Annotated in this window: 12 protein-coding genes; 10 read left to right on the forward strand and 2 right to left on the reverse strand. The window is 65.1% G+C overall.

Translation table 11 applies throughout. The annotated features are described in order from the left end of the window. Positions 1 to 45 precede the first annotated feature (45 nt). The 4 genes from LIV55_RS16720 to LIV55_RS17345 all read left to right on the forward strand — a co-directional run bounded on the left by LIV55_RS16720 (position 46) and on the right by LIV55_RS17345 (position 10,081). Positions 46 to 2,880, forward strand: coding sequence for a hypothetical protein (locus tag LIV55_RS16720; RefSeq protein WP_229301116.1), 2,835 nt, complete (start codon positions 46 to 48; stop codon positions 2,878 to 2,880). Continuing rightward, positions 2,880 to 9,245, forward strand: a complete 6,366-nt coding sequence (locus LIV55_RS16725; protein WP_229301118.1) for an RHS repeat-associated core domain-containing protein — start codon at positions 2,880 to 2,882, stop codon at positions 9,243 to 9,245. Before LIV55_RS16720 ends, LIV55_RS16725 begins: the two co-directional genes overlap by 1 nt. Then, positions 9,245 to 9,697, forward strand: coding sequence for a DUF4304 domain-containing protein (locus LIV55_RS16730; RefSeq protein ID WP_229301120.1), 453 nt, complete (start codon positions 9,245 to 9,247; stop codon positions 9,695 to 9,697). Before LIV55_RS16725 ends, LIV55_RS16730 begins: the two co-directional genes overlap by 1 nt. A gap of 183 nt (positions 9,698 to 9,880) precedes the next feature. After that, entirely contained in the window at positions 9,881 to 10,081 is a 201-nt protein-coding gene (locus LIV55_RS17345; RefSeq protein WP_372456527.1) for a YegP family protein, read from the forward strand. Positions 10,082 to 10,304: 223 nt separating this feature from the next. Here LIV55_RS17345 and LIV55_RS16735 read toward each other — a convergent pair whose 3' ends face one another. Further along, on the reverse strand, positions 10,305 to 11,768 hold the full coding sequence (locus LIV55_RS16735) for a protein NO VEIN domain-containing protein (RefSeq protein WP_229301121.1): 1,464 nt from the start codon (positions 11,766 to 11,768) through the stop codon (positions 10,305 to 10,307). A 121-nt stretch (positions 11,769 to 11,889) separates the two neighbouring features. On the opposite strand from LIV55_RS16735, the gene LIV55_RS16740 reads away from it, so the two are divergent. From LIV55_RS16740 to LIV55_RS16750, 3 genes are all read left to right on the forward strand, one after another. After that, complete coding sequence (locus tag LIV55_RS16740; RefSeq protein ID WP_229301123.1) at positions 11,890 to 12,162, forward strand: type II toxin-antitoxin system Phd/YefM family antitoxin; 273 nt, start codon at positions 11,890 to 11,892, stop codon at positions 12,160 to 12,162. 69 nt (positions 12,163 to 12,231) lie between these two features. Then, positions 12,232 to 12,585 (forward strand): hypothetical protein, encoded by a 354-nt coding sequence (locus LIV55_RS16745; protein ID WP_229301125.1) that lies wholly within the window; start codon positions 12,232 to 12,234, stop codon positions 12,583 to 12,585. Continuing rightward, positions 12,582 to 12,866 carry a type II toxin-antitoxin system RelE family toxin gene (locus tag LIV55_RS16750; RefSeq protein ID WP_229301127.1) on the forward strand — a complete coding sequence of 95 codons (285 nt, stop codon included), beginning with the start codon at positions 12,582 to 12,584 and terminating at the stop codon, positions 12,864 to 12,866. Before LIV55_RS16745 ends, LIV55_RS16750 begins: the two co-directional genes overlap by 4 nt. 118 nt (positions 12,867 to 12,984) lie before the next feature. On the opposite strand, the gene LIV55_RS16755 is transcribed toward LIV55_RS16750, so the two are convergent. Beyond that, positions 12,985 to 13,791 (reverse strand): hypothetical protein, encoded by an 807-nt coding sequence (locus LIV55_RS16755; protein WP_229301128.1) that lies wholly within the window; start codon positions 13,789 to 13,791, stop codon positions 12,985 to 12,987. Between the two features lie 637 nt (positions 13,792 to 14,428). On the opposite strand from LIV55_RS16755, the gene LIV55_RS16760 reads away from it, so the two are divergent. From LIV55_RS16760 to LIV55_RS16770, 3 genes are all read left to right on the forward strand, one after another. Then, positions 14,429 to 15,439, forward strand: a complete 1,011-nt coding sequence (locus tag LIV55_RS16760; protein WP_229301137.1) for a type IV toxin-antitoxin system AbiEi family antitoxin domain-containing protein — start codon at positions 14,429 to 14,431, stop codon at positions 15,437 to 15,439. Then, positions 15,436 to 16,305, forward strand: a complete 870-nt coding sequence (locus LIV55_RS16765; protein ID WP_229301138.1) for a nucleotidyl transferase AbiEii/AbiGii toxin family protein — start codon at positions 15,436 to 15,438, stop codon at positions 16,303 to 16,305. Before LIV55_RS16760 ends, LIV55_RS16765 begins: the two co-directional genes overlap by 4 nt. Before the next feature lie 130 nt (positions 16,306 to 16,435). After that, positions 16,436 to 17,116 (forward strand): AbiV family abortive infection protein, encoded by a 681-nt coding sequence (locus LIV55_RS16770; protein ID WP_308012933.1) that lies wholly within the window; start codon positions 16,436 to 16,438, stop codon positions 17,114 to 17,116. The last annotated feature ends 54 nt before the right edge of the window (positions 17,117 to 17,170 follow it).

The raw sequence follows: 17,170 nt of genomic DNA on the forward strand, positions 1-17,170 counted from the left end.
TCAGCACCCGGCTCCTCGGCCACGGGCGTCGCTGACGAGCCTTCTGTGGTTGATGCGACACCCACCCCGTTTGAGGAGGCGCAGCAGACCGGGGAGCGTGTCGAGCTCGTCGACCTCCGTGAGGAGTCGGCACAGTTCTTCGTCAACCCTGACGGGTCGAAGACCGCAGAGATCGCCGCGGCACCCGAGAGGGTGCGCCAGCAGGATGGGTCGTGGGCCGATGTGGACCTCACTCTGGTCACCCGATCCGACGGCTCAGTTGGTCCCAAGGTGTCAGCTGGGGATGTCTCGTTCTCTGCCGGCGGCACCGCGCCGGTCGTGCGCGTAGGTGCCGAGAACGTCGCGCTGTCTGTCTCAATGCCCGTTACCTTGCCCACCCCGGTCCTTGACGGACCGGTTGCGACCTACTCCGAGGTCTACCCGGGTGTGGATCTGCGGATGACGGCGGTGGGGTCGTCGTTCCGGCAAGAGCTCGTCGTGAAGGACCGCGAGGCCTCGCAGAACCCGGCGTTGCGCTCGATCGCGATGTCGACCCAGGCCACCGGCGGCTCCATGGACGTCGTCGACGACGCCCTGGTCGTTAGAGACGACTCCGACAAGGTCGTGCTGCGGGGAGCACCTGCGGCGATGTGGGACTCCTCCGGCGGGGCAACCACCTCCGACGATGCTGAGGTGACTCCGTCGACCGAGTCGCTGGGCGTCGAGCCGGTCGAGGTGTCGGCCTCTGGCTCCGGTGGTGCCGCGACCCTGACCTTGACCCCGTCGGCGGACTTCCTGGAGGACACCTCCACCGAGTACCCCGTGGTCATCGACCCCTCCGTGGACCGCCTCGCCTACACGTGGGCGATGGTCAACAAGACCTTCCCCGACCAGGAGTACTACAAGTGGTCCGACCAGGACCAGGGCGTGGGCTACAACTCCTACGAGGGCACCCACGGCAAGCGGCTGTACTGGTCCTTCTCCATCCCCTCCGCGTTGAAGTCGAACGACGTGGTGATGAAGAACGCGTACCTGTCGGCGTGGTCGACCTTCAGCGCGACCTGCGCACCGGGCGCGGTCAGGCTGTACCGCACGGGCTCGTTCGACTGGACCACGACGTGGAACAGCCGCCCGGCCGTCGTCGGCGACGAGCTCGACCGATTCACCGGCAAGGCCGGCTACGGCTGCCAGGACAGCGGGGCCGGTCTTCGCGCCGAGATGCGTTTGGGCGCAGGGCTGCGCGGGGCGATCGACGGAGGTCATGACCGCCTCAACCTCGGGATGATCTCGACGGACGAGACCTCGAACGACGGATGGTTCCGCTTCGCCGGACCAGAGAACGACACCACCTGGAAGCGACCCAAGCTCGCCGTCGACTACAACACCAAGCCCACGACCCCCGGCTGGGACGACAACTTCACCATCGCCGGCAGCACCTGCCAGAACGCTGCGCAGTGGGGCAAGTACGTCAACCCCGACGGACACTTCGCTGCCACCGCCATGGCCTCCGACCCCGACGCCGCCGACCAGGTCCGAGCCGAGGTGCAGTGGTGGGACGCCTACCCCCTCGAGAAGGTGCAGGACGGTTTCGACCCGGGCTCGTCGACCTTCATGACCAACAAGCAGGTTGCGAACAAGAGCATCCCCCAGACCCTGTCCGACGGGACGCACTTCGCCAGGTGGAGGATCGTCGACCAGAGCGGCGCGGCCAGCGGCTGGTCCCCGGACTGCCCGTTCTACGTCGACCAGACCCCGCCGTCTACCCCGACCATCACCATCGTCGGTCACGACAGCGGCGACCTCGTGCCGATCGGCTCCACCCAGCGGTTCCGCATCAGCTCCTCCTCAGACGCCGCCGAGATCAGGTACCAGTGGCGAGTCAACGGCGACGCCACGACCACCGAGGGGACTCCATCCGACGGCACACCAACGGAACTCACGCATGAGGTCAAGGGATCACGCGTCGAGCTGAGGGCGTTCGCCCGCGATCGAGCCGGCAACCAGAGCTCGACCAGTGGCTGGGTCTCCGTCCACGGGGCGCTCAACGGGATGACCGCCCTGTACGGGATGACCGCAGGCACCAACAACGTGGTCCCCGACGGCATCGAAGGCGACCCCATCCTGTGGCAAGGGAACCAGGTTCAGGACCAGTTCAACTTCCCGCTGACCCTCGCGTCATCTGGCGCGACCGCGAACGTCGTGCGTCCCGCGCGCGGTCTGCCCACCACCTCCACCACCTCCGTGCTGGCTGCGGACGGCACCAGCGACAAGAGCGCTGTCGCGGACGCATCACCAGTGCTCGCGCACGCTGCCCAAGAGCCGCAGACGACAAAGGACGGGAACGTGGTGGAGGGCTACCCGTCCCGGGTGCCGGGGTTCACCGCGTCGGCATGGGTGAAGGTCTCCAACGCTGACGCCGATACCACCAGGACGGTGCTGGCTCAGCTCTCCGAGCCGGGCACTCCGTCGTCGAGCAGCAAGATGTCTTTCGACATCGGTTACGACCGAGGACGGTTCGTCGGCCGGGTATTCGACCCGAACGGGAAGGACTTCGCCGTGAGCGACGAGGCGCCCACCTCGCCGGCACGCACCTCGGGCTGGTGGCATGTGGCGCTGTCATACCGCGCTGCGGTCCCGGCCTCGGGTACGACGCCCGGCGAGCCAGCGCGCATGGAGCTGATCACCCTGCGGGAATCGTCCACCAGCCTGACGCCCAGCGACCAGGTCATCACGCCCGCACTTTCTGCACCAGCCACGATCCGCCCAACCCGGGGGCCCCTCGTGGTCTCCCACGCCTCGAGCGTCCGTGGGCGCTGGGTCGGCCCCATTGACGATGTCCGAGCGTGGCAGGGGATGGCTACGCCGTCCCAGGTCTTCTCCGCAGCGAAGGCGAGCAACTGATGAGCAAGCACGTGATCTACACCATCGCTCGGCTCGTCGCCGGCGGAACCGCGGTCGCTGTCGTGGCCACCGGAGGAAGCGTCGTCGCCCAGCCCTCTCCGGCCTCGGCGGCCGCGACGGGGCGCACCGGCGACATCATCGTCGACGCGTCGTTCAAGGCGATGGCCAAGGCCCAGGAGAAGCACCGCAAGGCCATCTCGGTGGACTCCACCACGGTGCCGTTCAGCCCGGCGTCGCAAGCCCCCGTGACCCAGTACGACCCCTCGAACGCCGAGACGCCGACGACCCTTCCGCCGACGACCTCGAAGATCACGACCGGTCAGGCCAGCTCCGTCGTCGTCGCCGGCGACGGGTCCCCGCGCAAGGTCTCTGGCGTGCCGGTGGAGTTCCGGTCCAAGGAGAAGGGCCGGCCGCCGGCCAGGGTTGCTCTGTCGCAGTCGGTGCGTAGGGGAGTGGTAGCGACCATCTCCGATGACGCAGGTAGCGCGAACGACGCAGCTGGGGCGGGGGAGCAGGAGGGAGTTACCGGCCGGCTGCGCGTCGACACCTCCAAGCTGTGGTCGACGCCGACCCTCAACGGTCGGGTCGTCGCCCGCGACGTCTCGAGCTGCGTGGCAGATGTCGACTGCGACGGCGAACCGCTCACAGTGTCGCCCACCAAGGACGGCGATGTCGTCGAGGTGGCTCTGACCCGGCAGGTCACGCAGGTCGCGTTCTCCACCGCGTCCGCGTCTGCCGAAGGAGCCCCCGCCGCGGGTGACTTCTCCGCATCGCCGATGTCACCGGCTTCGTCATGGGCAGCGGGCGGACAGTCCGGGGCCTTCACATGGTCCTACCCGGTGCGCATGCCCCCGGCAGCCGGCGGGCTCGTTCCCGACGTCAACCTGTCCTACTCCTCGGCCTCGGTCGACGGGCGAACCCTCGCGACGAACAACCAGGCGTCCTGGGTCGGTGACGGATTCGACCTCAACGTCGGGGCGATCACCCGGGACTACCGCGCCTGCGTCGATGACATGAGCGGGTCGAACAACAACAGCGAGAAGACCGGCGACCTGTGCTGGGCCGGCCAGAACGCGTCCATCTCCTTCGGCGGCCGCTCGGGTCGACTGGTCAACGTCACTGACTCATCCGGCAACGCCACCAACAAGTGGAAGCTGCGCGAGGACGACGGAAGCGTCCTGGATCGCATGACCGACTCCGGTGGGTCTGAGTACTGGCGTCTGACCGACACCGAAGGCACCCAGTACTACTTCGGCCTCGAGACCGGTGACGGGGCAGGGACCAGCTCAGCGCTGTCAGTTCCTGTCGCGGGAAACCACCCGGGCGAGCCCTGCTACGCCACCAGCTTCGCCTCGAGCCTGTGCGACCAGATCCGCCAGTGGAACCTGTCGTACGTCGTCGACCGCGACGGCAACGCCACCCGGTACGTCTGGGCCAAGGAGACCAACCGGTACGGGCAGAACGACGACTCGAAGTCCGTGTCCTACGACCGCGGTGGCTACCTGACCCGCATCGACTACGGCCTGCGCGACGGAAGCACCGCGCCGGCGCAGCAGCGCGTCGTCTTCACCACCGCCGAGCGGTGCCTGCCCACGTCGGCGCAGACGTGTGCAGAAGCCAACCTGACCTCGGCTACCGCCGGGTCCTGGCCTGACGTCCCGCAGGACCTCATCTGCAACTCCACGACGTCGTGCGGCGACACCAAGACCGCGCCCGCGTTCTTCACACGGAAGCGCCTTACGCAGATCGAGACGCAGTACCGCACCTCGGCCGGGGCCTACCAGGGTGTCGACCGGTACACCCTGGCCCACACCTTCCCCGCCAGCGGAGATGTCAGCCCGCCGGCGCTGTGGCTGTCAAGCATCACCCGGACCGGGCTGGTCGGAACGGCCGTGAGCACCCCGGCGATCACCTTCTCCCCGACGAACGCCATGCCCAACCGCGTCGACGGGATCGGGGACGGGATCCCCGCGTACAACCGTCGCCGCCTCGGTTCGATCATCACCGAGTCCGGCGGCAAGATCAGCGTCCAGTACAAGGACCCCGGCAACACCGTGCCCAGCTCGGTGAGCTCGAACACCACGCTGAACTACCCGGTGAAGATGGTCCCCGAGTCTGGGGGAGACCCCGAGACGATGTGGTTCCACACCTACCCCGTGGAGTCCGTCGTCTCTGATGGCCGGGTCGGTTCACCCACGGGGAACTACGCCGACATGAGCGCCCCGGTGTCCACGCACTACACCTACACCCAGCCGGCCTGGCACAAGGACGACAACGTCATCCAGCCCGACAAGTTGCGAACGTACTCTCAGTCCCGCGGTTTTGAACGCGTTGAGACGGTCGTCGGAACTCCTGGGTCCGCCGCCGCTCAGCGAACTATCAACGTGTATTACCAGGGGATGCCAGGGTCGACGGTGACCGGTGTGTTGACTAGCGCTGACTTGGGCGGCGTCAGTGACGTGGTTGCTGACGACGAGGCGTACGTCGGCAATCTCTACGAGTCGGTGACTTACAACGGCGACTCTTCTAGCGCAGCAAAGGTCTCTGCCACACGCACGGAGTACGCCCGGGTCCGCACCACAGAAACCACCAGTGACCCCGCAATTCAAGCTGGCCCGGTTAGGGCCCACGCTCTGCGTTTCCTTGACGACGCAACGAGCCAGCGGACCAGGGTTGACACCACCTACGACGCATACGGTCTTCCTGAAACTGTGCTCAACGTCGGTGACGTTGGCGTTACGGGCGATGAGACCTGCGCAACGACAACCTATGCCCGGAACATCGCAGCGAACATTCTTGGAGTCCCAGCGACGGTGAAGACGTGGGGGGGCGGCTGCTCAACGGTCGCGACCACTGCCACGCTGATGGATGAGACCCAGACCTACTATGACCAGTCCGCGACTCTAGGGGCGGCACCTAGCAGGGCCCTGCCGACAATGGTCAAGCGACGCAACGACGCCGGTTGGTTCACCGAGTCCACGCGAACCTACGACTCCTACGGTCGCTCTCTAAAGGTCACGAACGCCCTTGGCCATGGATCGACCACCACGTACACCCCTGCCACCGCCGAGCCGACGACGACAATTGCGGAGACGAATGCCGCCGGTCATCTGACGACGAGGACACTTTCTCCTGGTTTGGGGACGTCAACCAAGGTGGTTGACCCCAACGGCAAGACCACAACCGCGGCTCTTGATGGTCTGGGCCGTGTGACCAAGGTGTGGTTGCCGGGGGATTCGACGTCAGGGACCCCGTCTACGCAGTACAGCTACACCTTGTCTCGGACCGGCCCATCGTCCGTAACGACGAGCAGCCGTAACCACCTCGGTCAGCTGGGTCACAAGGTGGAGACTGCCCTTCTTGACGGGCTGATGAACAACGTTCAGACACAGACCTCCGCGGAGTCCCTCGACACCACAGGCGGCGCCCGTCCGGGGCGGCTCATCACATCGCACTTCCGCGATAACCGCGGTCTGGAGGTGGATACGTTCGGGCCGTGGTACGAGGACGGCACCAACCCCGAGGCGACGATCGTCGCGCCTGTGGGTGGGGGAGACAACCTCGAGAAGCGCACCAAGACCACCTACGACGGTGCGGGCCGCCCCACCAAGGTGGCTCTTTACAACAAGGCCCAGCTTGAGCACAGCACCACCACCAGCTATCACGGTGACAGTGTCCTCACCTTGCCCCCGGCGGGGCAGCTCGCCACCCGTGAGAGCACCGACCCCCTCGGACGTCGCGTCGAGCTGACGACATACCCCGATAACACCACCGCAGCCTCGGGCGTACGGGCCACCTTCGACTACGACGCTAAGCAGCGCCTGTCCTCGATCCGACGCTGGTACGGCACGAGCGCAACGCAGTGGAGCTACGAATACGACCAGCTCGGCAACCTCGTCCGAAACGTCGACCCCGACAAGGGGACAACTACGAGCACATACGACGACCTGGGGCAGCAGACGAGCACCACGGACGCCCGAGGCCAGCAGCTCGTAACGACCTACGACTCTCTCGGTCGTAAACGCCGTGTGGAGACAGGGGCGGGCGCGGCCTTGGCGAAGTGGGAGTACGACTCTGCAGCAAAGGGCCAACTCGACACCTCGGAGTCGTACTTCGGTGGTCGCTGGTACACCCAGCGGGTAGACGCGTATACCGATCGCTACGCTCCCTCACAGACCAGCACCATCATCGGTGCGGGTGAGACGGGCCTGGACGGCATCTACGTCACCAAGCACGTGTACTGGCCCAATGGTGCGCTGCGATACAGCGATCTGCCCAAGGGTGGGAACCTCGTCACCGACCGATCAGCTGAGGCGCTTGATGCGATGGATCGGCCGATCCAGCCGCAGTTTGAGACGATCGATGTCCCGGCTGGTCAGGCCGACCTGATCCGCACCTTGGCCAGTGTCGAGCTCGACCCCTACGGCCGGACTACCGGTCTGCATGCCGGCTCCGCTGGAACCGCCTACGACTCCCTCCTCACTAGGGAGTACGACCCCGCCACTGATTGGCTGACTGAGCAGCAGGTCGATCACACCACTGTCGTGGCCGGGTCTGCCGAACCAGTACTGTCCAAGCGCACCTATGCGTACACGCCTGGTGGGCAGGTCACCAAGATCACCGAAAATCCTGGGAACACCACCCGCAGCGACACTCAATGCTTCACCCACGGTGATTACGGCCGTCTCGAGGCCGCATGGACCTCCACGACTACTAGCTGTGGATCCAGCCCGTCGTGGTCTACCGGAACGGCCTCTCCTTACTGGAGCGAGTGGACCTACGACAGCGCGTGGCGACGAAAGACCGAGACGCGTCACACCTCAGCCACCGCGACTGAAACCGACACCTACTCATACCCATCCGTTACGTCAGCTCGCCCCCATGGGGCCACCTCCGTGCGGACCACCACATCCGCCGGGATGTCTTCCTCTGCAGCGCTGACCTATGACGACGCCGGCAATACGACTGGCACGCCCCTGCCCACCGGAAGCAGGGGCCTCATCTCGTGGGACCCAACCGGCACGTTGAGGGACGTCACGGTCGAGGGAAAGAGCGCGCCCACCCGAAACGTCCCCGATGCGGATGGGGGAGTACTCATCCGCCGAGAGCCCAACGGCGATAAGACCCTCTTCCTCGGCACCACTGAGTTCACTTGGGATGAATCAGCCAGCACGCTCAGCGGACGACGCAACCTCGAATCAAACGGCGAAGTGTTCTGGATTCGACGCGCTGGGACCAACGCCAGCGACATCCGGTTCACTCCCGGTGACCACCAAGGAACCCCCAGCCACCTAGTCAGAGAGGACGCAGCTAGCGCCGCAGCACGCAGTTACACCCCCTTCGGAGTTCCCCGCAAAACGGCCGCCGGGTGGCTGGGTGATCATGGATGGCTCGGTAACACCGGTGCTACTACCTCCACAGAGAATGGTTTGGTTCACCTGGGGGCTCGTCATTACGACCCGGTGCTCGGACGGTTCCTATCGGTGGATCCAGTGTTCGCGATTGACGACTTGCGACAGTACAACGGCTATCAGTACGCAGGTCAGGATCCCGTCACCAACAGTGACCCAAGCGGCCTCATCATCGAGGGGGGCAATGGGATCACGGGAGTCGAGACCACCACCGGTCTGCAGGTACGAAAGAACGGACGGCCTGTTCAGAGCTCCCCGCCAACCCCGGCTCCTGCCTGGTACGCGCCTATGGCCCCCTTCTCGGCGCCTCAGTCGTCTCCGGCCGGAACGGCGCCGGCATGGTCGTTCCAAACCGCTGCAAGTGGCCAGGCTCCGCCCCCGCCCCTTAAGTTGCCCCCGGCCAAGATCCCGCGATCGGAAAGTTTCGGGATCCGATGTGCCGGCGCAATGGCATGCGCCCTGACTATGCCCGCCAGTGCATACCCAGACAGCCCTGAAGAACGAGACACGTGGCTCGACGCTTCCGGAATCTGCCACCAGGCTTCCCTTGGCTGCGCCCTCTCTGGCATGGCATCGCTAGTTCCTCTCGGGTCAGGCGTCAAGCTCGCCAAGTTCGCAAAGAACGCGGAGAATGCAGCCGATGCGGCCGGTGACGCAAGGACGGCAAATCGGGCAGTCAATGGAGAGACATCTGCCACGAGGCGCGGTCGAGAGATGCATAAGAACTGGGACTATGGGCCGGGCTACGTGAAGGAGTTTAGGCTCAAGAGCGGTAAGCGCGTAGACGCGTTGAATGCAGAGACCAGGCATGTGCAAGAGCTAAAGCCCAACAACCCTAGAGCCATCCGTCAGGGCCAACGCCAGGTTCAGGGCTACGTGGACGAGCTGAATACTATGTATCCTAAGGGCCCGCGTTGGACCGGATCTGTCGTTACCTACGGAGGGTCGAAGTAGTGAACATTGTGCAGAAGTCTTTCAATGACTTTATGAAAGACTTGGGATTTCAGAAAAAGGCCGGTTCGTGGTATCGATCAACCGCAGAATCCATAGTCGTTGTGGAGTTGCAGAAATCTCAGTATGGACATCAATACTATGTCAACCTGGCAGCCTGGCTTCTGGCAATAGGCGATGCGACCTTTCCAAAAGAGAACGCGTGTCATATTAGGTTGCGCTTATCGATGCTCTTGTCGTCTGAGGAGCAGGACATGCTCTCGGACTTGCTTGATCTGGACGTGCAGATGTCAGAGGAGAGTCGGGCGGAAGGGCTTAGCAGGATCTTGGAGCTTCGGCTAGCGCCGGCGGTGGAATCCCTGTCAACCACCTCCGGTCTCAAGTCGCCGTCAGGCGCTCATCTAGTTTCGAGAGCGCTTGTGGATGGCGATGCCAGCGAGATCCTAGATTTGTAGGATTACCGTGACTATGGTCGTTGCCCGTAGAACGAGGCGTTCGCTTCGGGAATTGTCCTGCAAGTGATGAATATAGGTACGCATTCTGACCCTTCGCTTTTCAGTCCGGCGCACTGTGATGGATTGGGTGCCTAATTGCGCATGGGTTCGGCCGTCCCATCTTGGTAATGAGAGGAAGCGATCATGGCAGGTGTGGAGTACCAGCTCTGCAAAGGAACCTCAGATCAGCCGTACTGGTGGAGGGTTGTCTCCCTTGCAAATCGACAGGTCCTTGCAACGAGCGAAACCTATTACAACCGACAGGATGCGATTAGTGCAGCGCAGCTCGTTCGTGCGAGTAGTAAGGACGCTTCTTTCAAGGATTACACCGGCGACAAAAAGTGAGCGCAAGCAGGTCCCGCAGATGGTTGCCGGACGCCCTTTGATCGCGCCAGCGAGAGTCGAAAAGGACGGCCAAGCGGGCTACTACCTGACATAACATAGATTATCGGCATTATCGTAGAGTTTGTTATAGTCATACCGCGCCCAGCGAGCCCGATCCCTGGTGCTAGCCGGAGGCCCCCACGCCCGTCACCTCTTCTGCAGCGCCCTCGCTGTGAAGGGGGGGCTAGCCGGGGGTGCCGTGGCGGGCTGCGCCCCCGGTTGGTGAGGTCGAGGAGATCGCCTGGGGTACCTCGATCCCCGGTGCGGCGAGGTGCTCGGCGGCCGCGAGGTCGGTTTCATTCGTCGCAGTGGTCTCGGCCGCGCCGGCTTCTTCGTCCTGGTGAGAGCGACCGGTGGGGAAGGTGAGGCGGTACTGGACGACCTGGCGGTCGCCCTGGACGACCTCGGCGGGGGTCATCAGGTTGACCTTGCACCGCGTGGGGCTATGAACGTCGGTGACAGCCGCGACCAGGAAGGCTGGATCTGTCCGCGCGCGGTGCCACTCCTTCTGCGTCAGGTTGTAGGCGAGCCGTCCGCTCTGGATGCCCTTGACCTCTAGGTGGATCACCCGCTCTTCCTTGCGCAGCTCGAGGTCGTAGCCCACCCCGTCCTTCTGACGGTCCGCAGTCATCGTCCACCCGCGGTCCTCGAAGTACTTGATGCTGATCTCCACCGCTCGCTGCTCCGCGACACGGTCGCGCTTGCGCTGCTCAGGGTTGCGGCCCCCAGACGGCAGGGGCGGCCCTGGCGTCGAGGCGTCGGGGTCGGCGTAGGACGGCTCGAGTAGAGGAGCCACGCTCATGGTCTGCATCGCGGTCGGCGCCGGGACATCGTCGCCGGTGACGGCCTCCGGGAGCGGCTGGTGCTCGGCGATGTCGGCGATCTGGTCAGCGCCCACGTCCGCGCCGATACCGCCAGCGATCACGGGGTCGGGCGTGCGCCCGGTCCCCCGCGCGACGACCTGCTGGTAGACGTCCCATGGGATCTCGGTGATGGCGTGCTGCGTGTTGCGACCCTCGATCTCGACCTCCTCCCGTGGCACGGGGTGGTCGAAGGCCCGGTAGTCGACGAGCTCGGCGGTCCACGGACCGCGGCCCCACCCGCCATGGAGGTACTCCACCCGGGCGGACCCGGTGTAGGACATCTGATGCTGGCTGTGGTTGCTCGTGTTGTAGAACAGCACGAGCGAGCCCGGGCCAGCGTCGGTCAGGGGCTTCCGCCCGGTGACGGTGTCGTCGTAGCGGTACTCGCGGTGCTTGTCCGTCTCCCACCGGGCGCCGACCTCGGCATCTGTGCTGTTCAAGAGGAAGCATCGCGGGATCCCGGTGAGCTCGGTGCGGACCCGCGACCACCACCGTGCCGAGACCGTGCTCCCACCGCCCGACTCGGCCTGCTCGCTGCTGTCCCACACCGGGTCGTAGGTCAGACCCAGCTGCTCACCCACCACCTGGGCCTTCCGGTACGCGCTCATCCGCGGCGGAGGCTCGCCGAGGTAGTGCTCGTACATCTCGTCCAGAGTCCGCACGACGACCGATGCCCCGCTGCTCATGGTCGGCGCAGCCAGGCCGACCCGCTCGGCCACCTCGCGGGCGAGCTTCTCCTTCCTCGGGCGCTCCACCTTGACGCCCCGGATGGGTTCTGGACTCATCGCTCCCCCGTTCTGCGCCTCCGCGCTCAGCTGTGCCTGCCGGTCCGCTCGTAAGGCAGTGTGAACATTCTAGCCAGAAGAAGGGCTATCGTCTGGCTATAAGTCAGGCTATAATGGGCCCATGAAGTCAGTTGCTCTCAGCGAGGCGAAGGACCGGCTCTCCGCACTTGTCGACGAGGTGTCGAGGACTCACGAGATCGTCCAGGTCACCAAGCACGGCCATCCTGCCGCGGTCATCATCTCGGCTGACGACCTCGAGTCGCTTCAGGAGACTCTCCACCTCCTTTCCACCCCCGGGGCGGTCGAAGAGCTCGCGCAGGCTCGAGAGGACTACGCCGCCGGGCACTCGGTCAGCGGCGCAGACCTGCGTCGCCGCTACGGTCTGGAAAAGTAAATTCACATGAAAAATAGGATTACCTATTTTTCCTTGACACGCACCTGAGCCTCCTGGTAAGATGGAGGCATGACAACGTTCGACGAAATTAAGCAGCAGGTGGCCTCCTCCGGTGGGGTCATGACCTTCGACGCGTGGGAGTTGCGCGAGGCCCAAGGGGCCGGGCGACTGACCGAGCGAATCAACTCGCTCATCCTCAAGTCGCTCGGCGACCACGGGATGGGCGCGGTGCCCAACGAGGCAGCGCTCCTGCCCACCCACCAGTACGGCAGCGTGCGGGTCTACGACAAGGCGTCCGCCATCGGGCGCGTCATCGAGGCTGCCCTCTCCCCCGGAGAGAAGCAGGACCGCTACCTCGTGGAGACCATCGACACGACAGCAGCGGACATCCTCGAGCAGATTCGAACGTTGGTCGCCGAATGAGCAGCCCACCATGGGACGTCCAGTTCTCGCGCAGCGCTGAGCGCGCCCTGGGTCGCCTCCCGGAGAAGATCGCGGTGGCGGTGCTGGAGTTCGTCACCGGGACCCTCCCCATCAACCCGCACCGTCTGTCCAAGCCCCTGCACGAGCCCTTCGACGGCTGGCGGTCGGCCCGACGCGGCGACTACAGGGTCGTCTTCGAGATCAAGGACGACGACCACGTCCTTCATGTCGGACGGATCGAGCATCGTGCCGACGTCTACCGCGGCGGCCCGCTCTCCTGATCTTCGTCCTGAAGTGCACCCCCAAGCCCTGACCGGTCACGCCCCACGTGCCGGCAGGCAGCTGATCCCCCCCTCCGATGGGTGCCGGCGACCCGGCCGGGTTGGTCGTCCACCCGCTCTAGTTGTCGAGGCCCAAGGAGACGAACTCGTAGGTGTTGCGCGGCCGCATCCGTCGGCCAAACCCGCCGTCGTCGTCGGTCAGGGAGTCTGACCGGTCGAGGATGTCCAGATCGACGAGATTTTGCAGCCCCTTCTTCCTGGTCGACTCCCCCAGCCCGTAGCGCTCCTTGAATGTCACCGCCGGGAAGGTCAGGGACTGCTTCCGGTTGGCCATGTCATAGGTCCGGATGGCGATCACCAGCATGGCCAGGCCCGCGCCGGTCAGCTCCTGGTCGAGCTTCCCCATGGTCCAGAGGCGCTCGGGTACCCGCAGGTAGCGATCACCCTCCTCGCCGGTCGGGGTCTGGTACGGCTGGCCCGGGCGTGCCTCGTTCATCAGTGTCACGGTCGGCACCTCGCCGGAGACCCTGGAGCGGCGGATGGAGACGAACCCGCGCGTCTCGAGCTCCGCCCACGTGGAGTTGATCGCTCGTGCGCCCGTGCCCTGCGGATCTGGCAGCCCGATCAGTCGCGCCCAGAACGACGCCGGCCGTGTCGCCGAATGCCCTTCGCCGCCAGCGACCCACAGCAGGCTCAGCAGAAGCGCCAGCCGGGTCTTCCCGCCACGACCCCCGCCGCTGCCTGAACGGCTGCTCAGCAGCGTCGCCATCGGATGTCCTCCGGCGCCGTCGTCGAGAAAGCCCACCCGGACCGGCGCGCCGAGACCACGCCGGGTCGGCCGGCCCTCATGGCGGCCCATGAGGAAGGTGACCTCCCGAGCTGCCTCTCGCTGGGCTGCCTTCAGGGTCGATGCCGGCTGGACCAAGTCACTCTCCTTCTCGCGAGCCCGCCGTGGGGTGCTAGCATGTACTCGATGAGATGACAACAATCGGTTGCGCTAGCGTAGCGTAGCAGGTTGTCACCGACTTGACATGACTCGCAGAGGGTGTATCGTTGATGTAGTCGACGGGGAGCCTCGTACAAGGCTTTCATCCTCCTCGCCTCGCGCACGCGTACTTGCCAAGTACGTGGTGCTCACTTCCCGGGAAGTGGTAGAGATTCGAGTGAGGGCGTCGACCGCGGAGGGCTAGGTGTCTAGACACCTAGCCCTTTCGCGTGCCTAACTTACTCAGCCGCGCACCGGATCGCGGTGAGCTCGTCTTCGGCCTCGTCGATGGCGCTGGTGGCCGATGAGACGTGCGCGGCTATCGAGGCTGGGACGTAGCCGGTGGCTGCAGACTTCCGCTGCTGGGGTCGCCAATGTGAGCGGCGTGCTGGAGGCAAGGACCTGGTGCGGCGACATCAAGGACGCCACTTACACGCGCCACGACAGTGCCGCGCTGGGCGTAGGAGCCCACGTCAAGCACCGCCTGCCACTCGCTCACGAGCGAGCACAGCAGTTGTGACGGCAGCAGATGGGATTCCGGTACGTCAATAGTTCGCCCGAATAGTACTATTGGCGTATGAAGCGCGATGGCTGGTGGTCAGAGGTCCTCGACCTGGCCGAGGAGCAGGGTGGGATGTTCACCGCTGCCCAGGCCTGTGCTCTTGGCGCTAGCCGGCCCCAGCTCCACTCGCTCACCGAGTCCGGGACGATCGAACGAGCGCTGCACGGGGTCTACCAGCTCGTCGGCACTCCGGTCGACCGGTGGGTTCCGCTGCGGGCTGCGTGGATGGCAGTGGACCCCAAGCGCAGCACCGCCGAGCGGCTCGCCGATCCCGACGGTCCCGGGGCCGTGGTCTCTTATCGAAGTGCGGCCCAGCTGCTGAATCTGGGCGACGTCGACGCCGACCTGATCGAGATGACCGTGCCCGTCCGGCGAGAGACCCGAAACCCGCAGGTGCGGCTGCGCCGTGCCCAGATCGAGCCACTGGACTGGTTCGTCCGCGAGGGGCTTCCCGTGACGACACCTGCGGCCACGGTGGAGATGCTCGCGCATGACATGACGGACCCCGACCACCTCGGGGCCATTATTCGGGACAGCGTGCTGCGCTACGACGTAGACGTCGACGAGATCGCCAGCCGGCTGGCCCCGAACGTTGCGCGGTATGGGTACCGGGACGCGGAGGCCATGCTTGAGCAGATGCTGACCACCGCCGGCGCCCCCGTTCCCTCGGTAGACCTCTCGGCGGTACTCGCCGGAGCAGACCTCGAAGGCCTGGCCGCCTCTTCCGAGCGGATGAGGAAGGTCCTGGAAGACCTCCAGCGCAACGTCGCCGCCTCCTACAACCGTGAGGTTATGGCGAGGTACAGCCAGATCTTCAGCCAAGCAATTGAACAACTTCAACCGGTGATGGCCAGATCAGGGATGCACGAACAGATGCTGAAGGCCCTGAAACCCGCCATGGACCAGTTCTACCACTCGCTTCCCCAGGTCCCAGGCATCGATGTAGAAGCCCGCGCCCGGGTCGCCGAAGCGGCCCAGGCCCTCGCTTACGTCTCCGGCAGCACGCCTCGAAAGACACCTACGTGAGCCGACGAGAGGACCAGGGCTACCGCACGCCCGCCGCGTTCCGCCGCGCCCTCGACGACCGTCTGAAGAACCGCGCCAAGCTGGACCAGGTGCCCTTCGCCGAGCTCCGCCGCCGTTACCTGCTGCAGTGCTACCTCGCCCGGGTCTTCTCCCTCCCGGGAGAGAACTGGGTCCTCAAAGGAGGCAGTGGGCTCGCTGTACGACTGCCCGGAGCAAGGCACACCAAGGACATCGACCTGTGCCACCTCCACGACGCAGCAGAGGCCGATGCCTGCATTGCTCAGCTGCGCACGGCAGGGGAGCCAAGCCCACGCGACCCGTTCGTCTTCACGGTGGTCAGCCAAGCCCCCATGACGGGTCGAACCGGCGGCTACAGGCTAGGTGTGAGCTGCGCGCTGGGCGCTCAGCAGTACGAGTCCTTCACGATTGATCTCGCCCTGGACCTCGAGTTCGTCGGGACGATCGAGACGATCGAGCGTGCACTGCCCGTCGAGATCAGCGACGTCCAGCCGCCCCCACCGATGCGTCTCTACCCCCTGGTCGACCAGGTTTCCGACAAGGTCGCAGCCATGTATGAGCAGCACGCGGGAAACCCGTCGACCCGCTACCGAGACCTGGTCGACCTGGTCCTGATCGCACAGTCAGGTGCAGCGCTAGATAGCGCCACGCTCGTCGCCGCTCTACGGCTTCAAGAGCATCGACGAGGCTTCATGCTTCCGGCGCAGCTGGTGTCGCCGGCACCTGCCTGGACCGCCGGCTACCGCGCGGAAGCGGGCCGAGCCAGAACGGCCATCGCAACGGATCTTGACGCCGGTCTTGCGATCGCCGGCGAGCTAGTCAACCCGGCCTTAGCCATGCTGCGCTAGGGCTTCTGAGGTCACTCGCCGCCCACGTTGCGATTGCGGTGTCCATCCAAGTGGCGCCCAATCGTCCTTGCCAGGGCTGGGAACCGTCGATACTTCGGATGTGGCACGGGAAGAAGACGTAGCGGAGAGCGTGAGTGCCGCGTTCGCGCGGACGTGGTGGAAGTCGCTCATGGAGAACACAGTTGCGCTAGTTGAAGATTCCTCGCTGCTAGCCGCCCATGACAGTTTCGGACGGTCGCAGTCGATGATCGTGCTTGCTATGGAGGAATTGGCGAAAGCGCGTTGGCTCTACGAGGCGGCGGAGCTCGAGTGGTCGGCTCCGCTTGGCCTCTATGGGTCCCCCCCGCGCCCTGCGGGTGACGTGTTGCTTCCCGAGGGCCTCTCGTCCATCCGAAGGGCACACGCCGAGAAGTTGCAAGTAGCAGAGCAGTTCGCATCGGGACTCGCCGGCTTCTGGAGCTTGGATCGCAGGATGGAGTACTACGAGCGTCCCGACCTCGCGGCGTTCGAGGCGGCGGCCAAGCAACGCAATCTAGACAAGCAGTCCGGCCTGTATGTAGACCGCAGCGGTGACACCATCACCAGCCCCCTTGTCGATGTGTCCCCAGGTGAGGTGGTGAAGGCAATTCGACACACCGCCAAGGTCGTGCAGATGCACCTGATCGAGGACCACACCCGCCAGCAGGATGCGCCAGATCTAGCCACGATCGACTCCGTTGAACATCTTCACTGGGCTGTCATGCCGTACTCCGACCCTGAGTTGTTCGCAGATTTCCTCGCTAGGTTCTCAAAGGAGGGGGGCTCGGCGTAGACGCCGGGGGGTTACCGAAAGCGGAGGGAGCAAGTCGGACGCCAAGCGGGGCCC

The sequence above is a fragment of the Janibacter melonis genome, from assembly GCF_020567375.1.
In the GTDB taxonomy this organism is placed as follows: Bacteria; Actinomycetota; Actinomycetes; order Actinomycetales; family Dermatophilaceae; genus Marihabitans; species Marihabitans melonis.

What these genes read in the sequence shown, in the direction of transcription:
- LIV55_RS16725 (WP_229301118.1), top strand. Translation starts at nt 2,880, where the DNA reads ATGAGCAAGCACGTGATCTACACCATCGCTCGGCTCGTCGCCGGCGGA.
- LIV55_RS17345 (WP_372456527.1), top strand. Translation starts at nt 9,881, where the DNA reads ATGGCAGGTGTGGAGTACCAGCTCTGCAAAGGAACCTCAGATCAGCCG.
- LIV55_RS16735 (WP_229301121.1), bottom strand. Translation starts at nt 11,768, where the DNA reads ATGAGTCCAGAACCCATCCGGGGCGTCAAGGTGGAGCGCCCGAGGAAG.
- LIV55_RS16740 (WP_229301123.1), top strand. Translation starts at nt 11,890, where the DNA reads ATGAAGTCAGTTGCTCTCAGCGAGGCGAAGGACCGGCTCTCCGCACTT.
- LIV55_RS16745 (WP_229301125.1), top strand. Translation starts at nt 12,232, where the DNA reads ATGACAACGTTCGACGAAATTAAGCAGCAGGTGGCCTCCTCCGGTGGG.
- LIV55_RS16750 (WP_229301127.1), top strand. Translation starts at nt 12,582, where the DNA reads ATGAGCAGCCCACCATGGGACGTCCAGTTCTCGCGCAGCGCTGAGCGC.
- LIV55_RS16760 (WP_229301137.1), top strand. Translation starts at nt 14,429, where the DNA reads ATGAAGCGCGATGGCTGGTGGTCAGAGGTCCTCGACCTGGCCGAGGAG.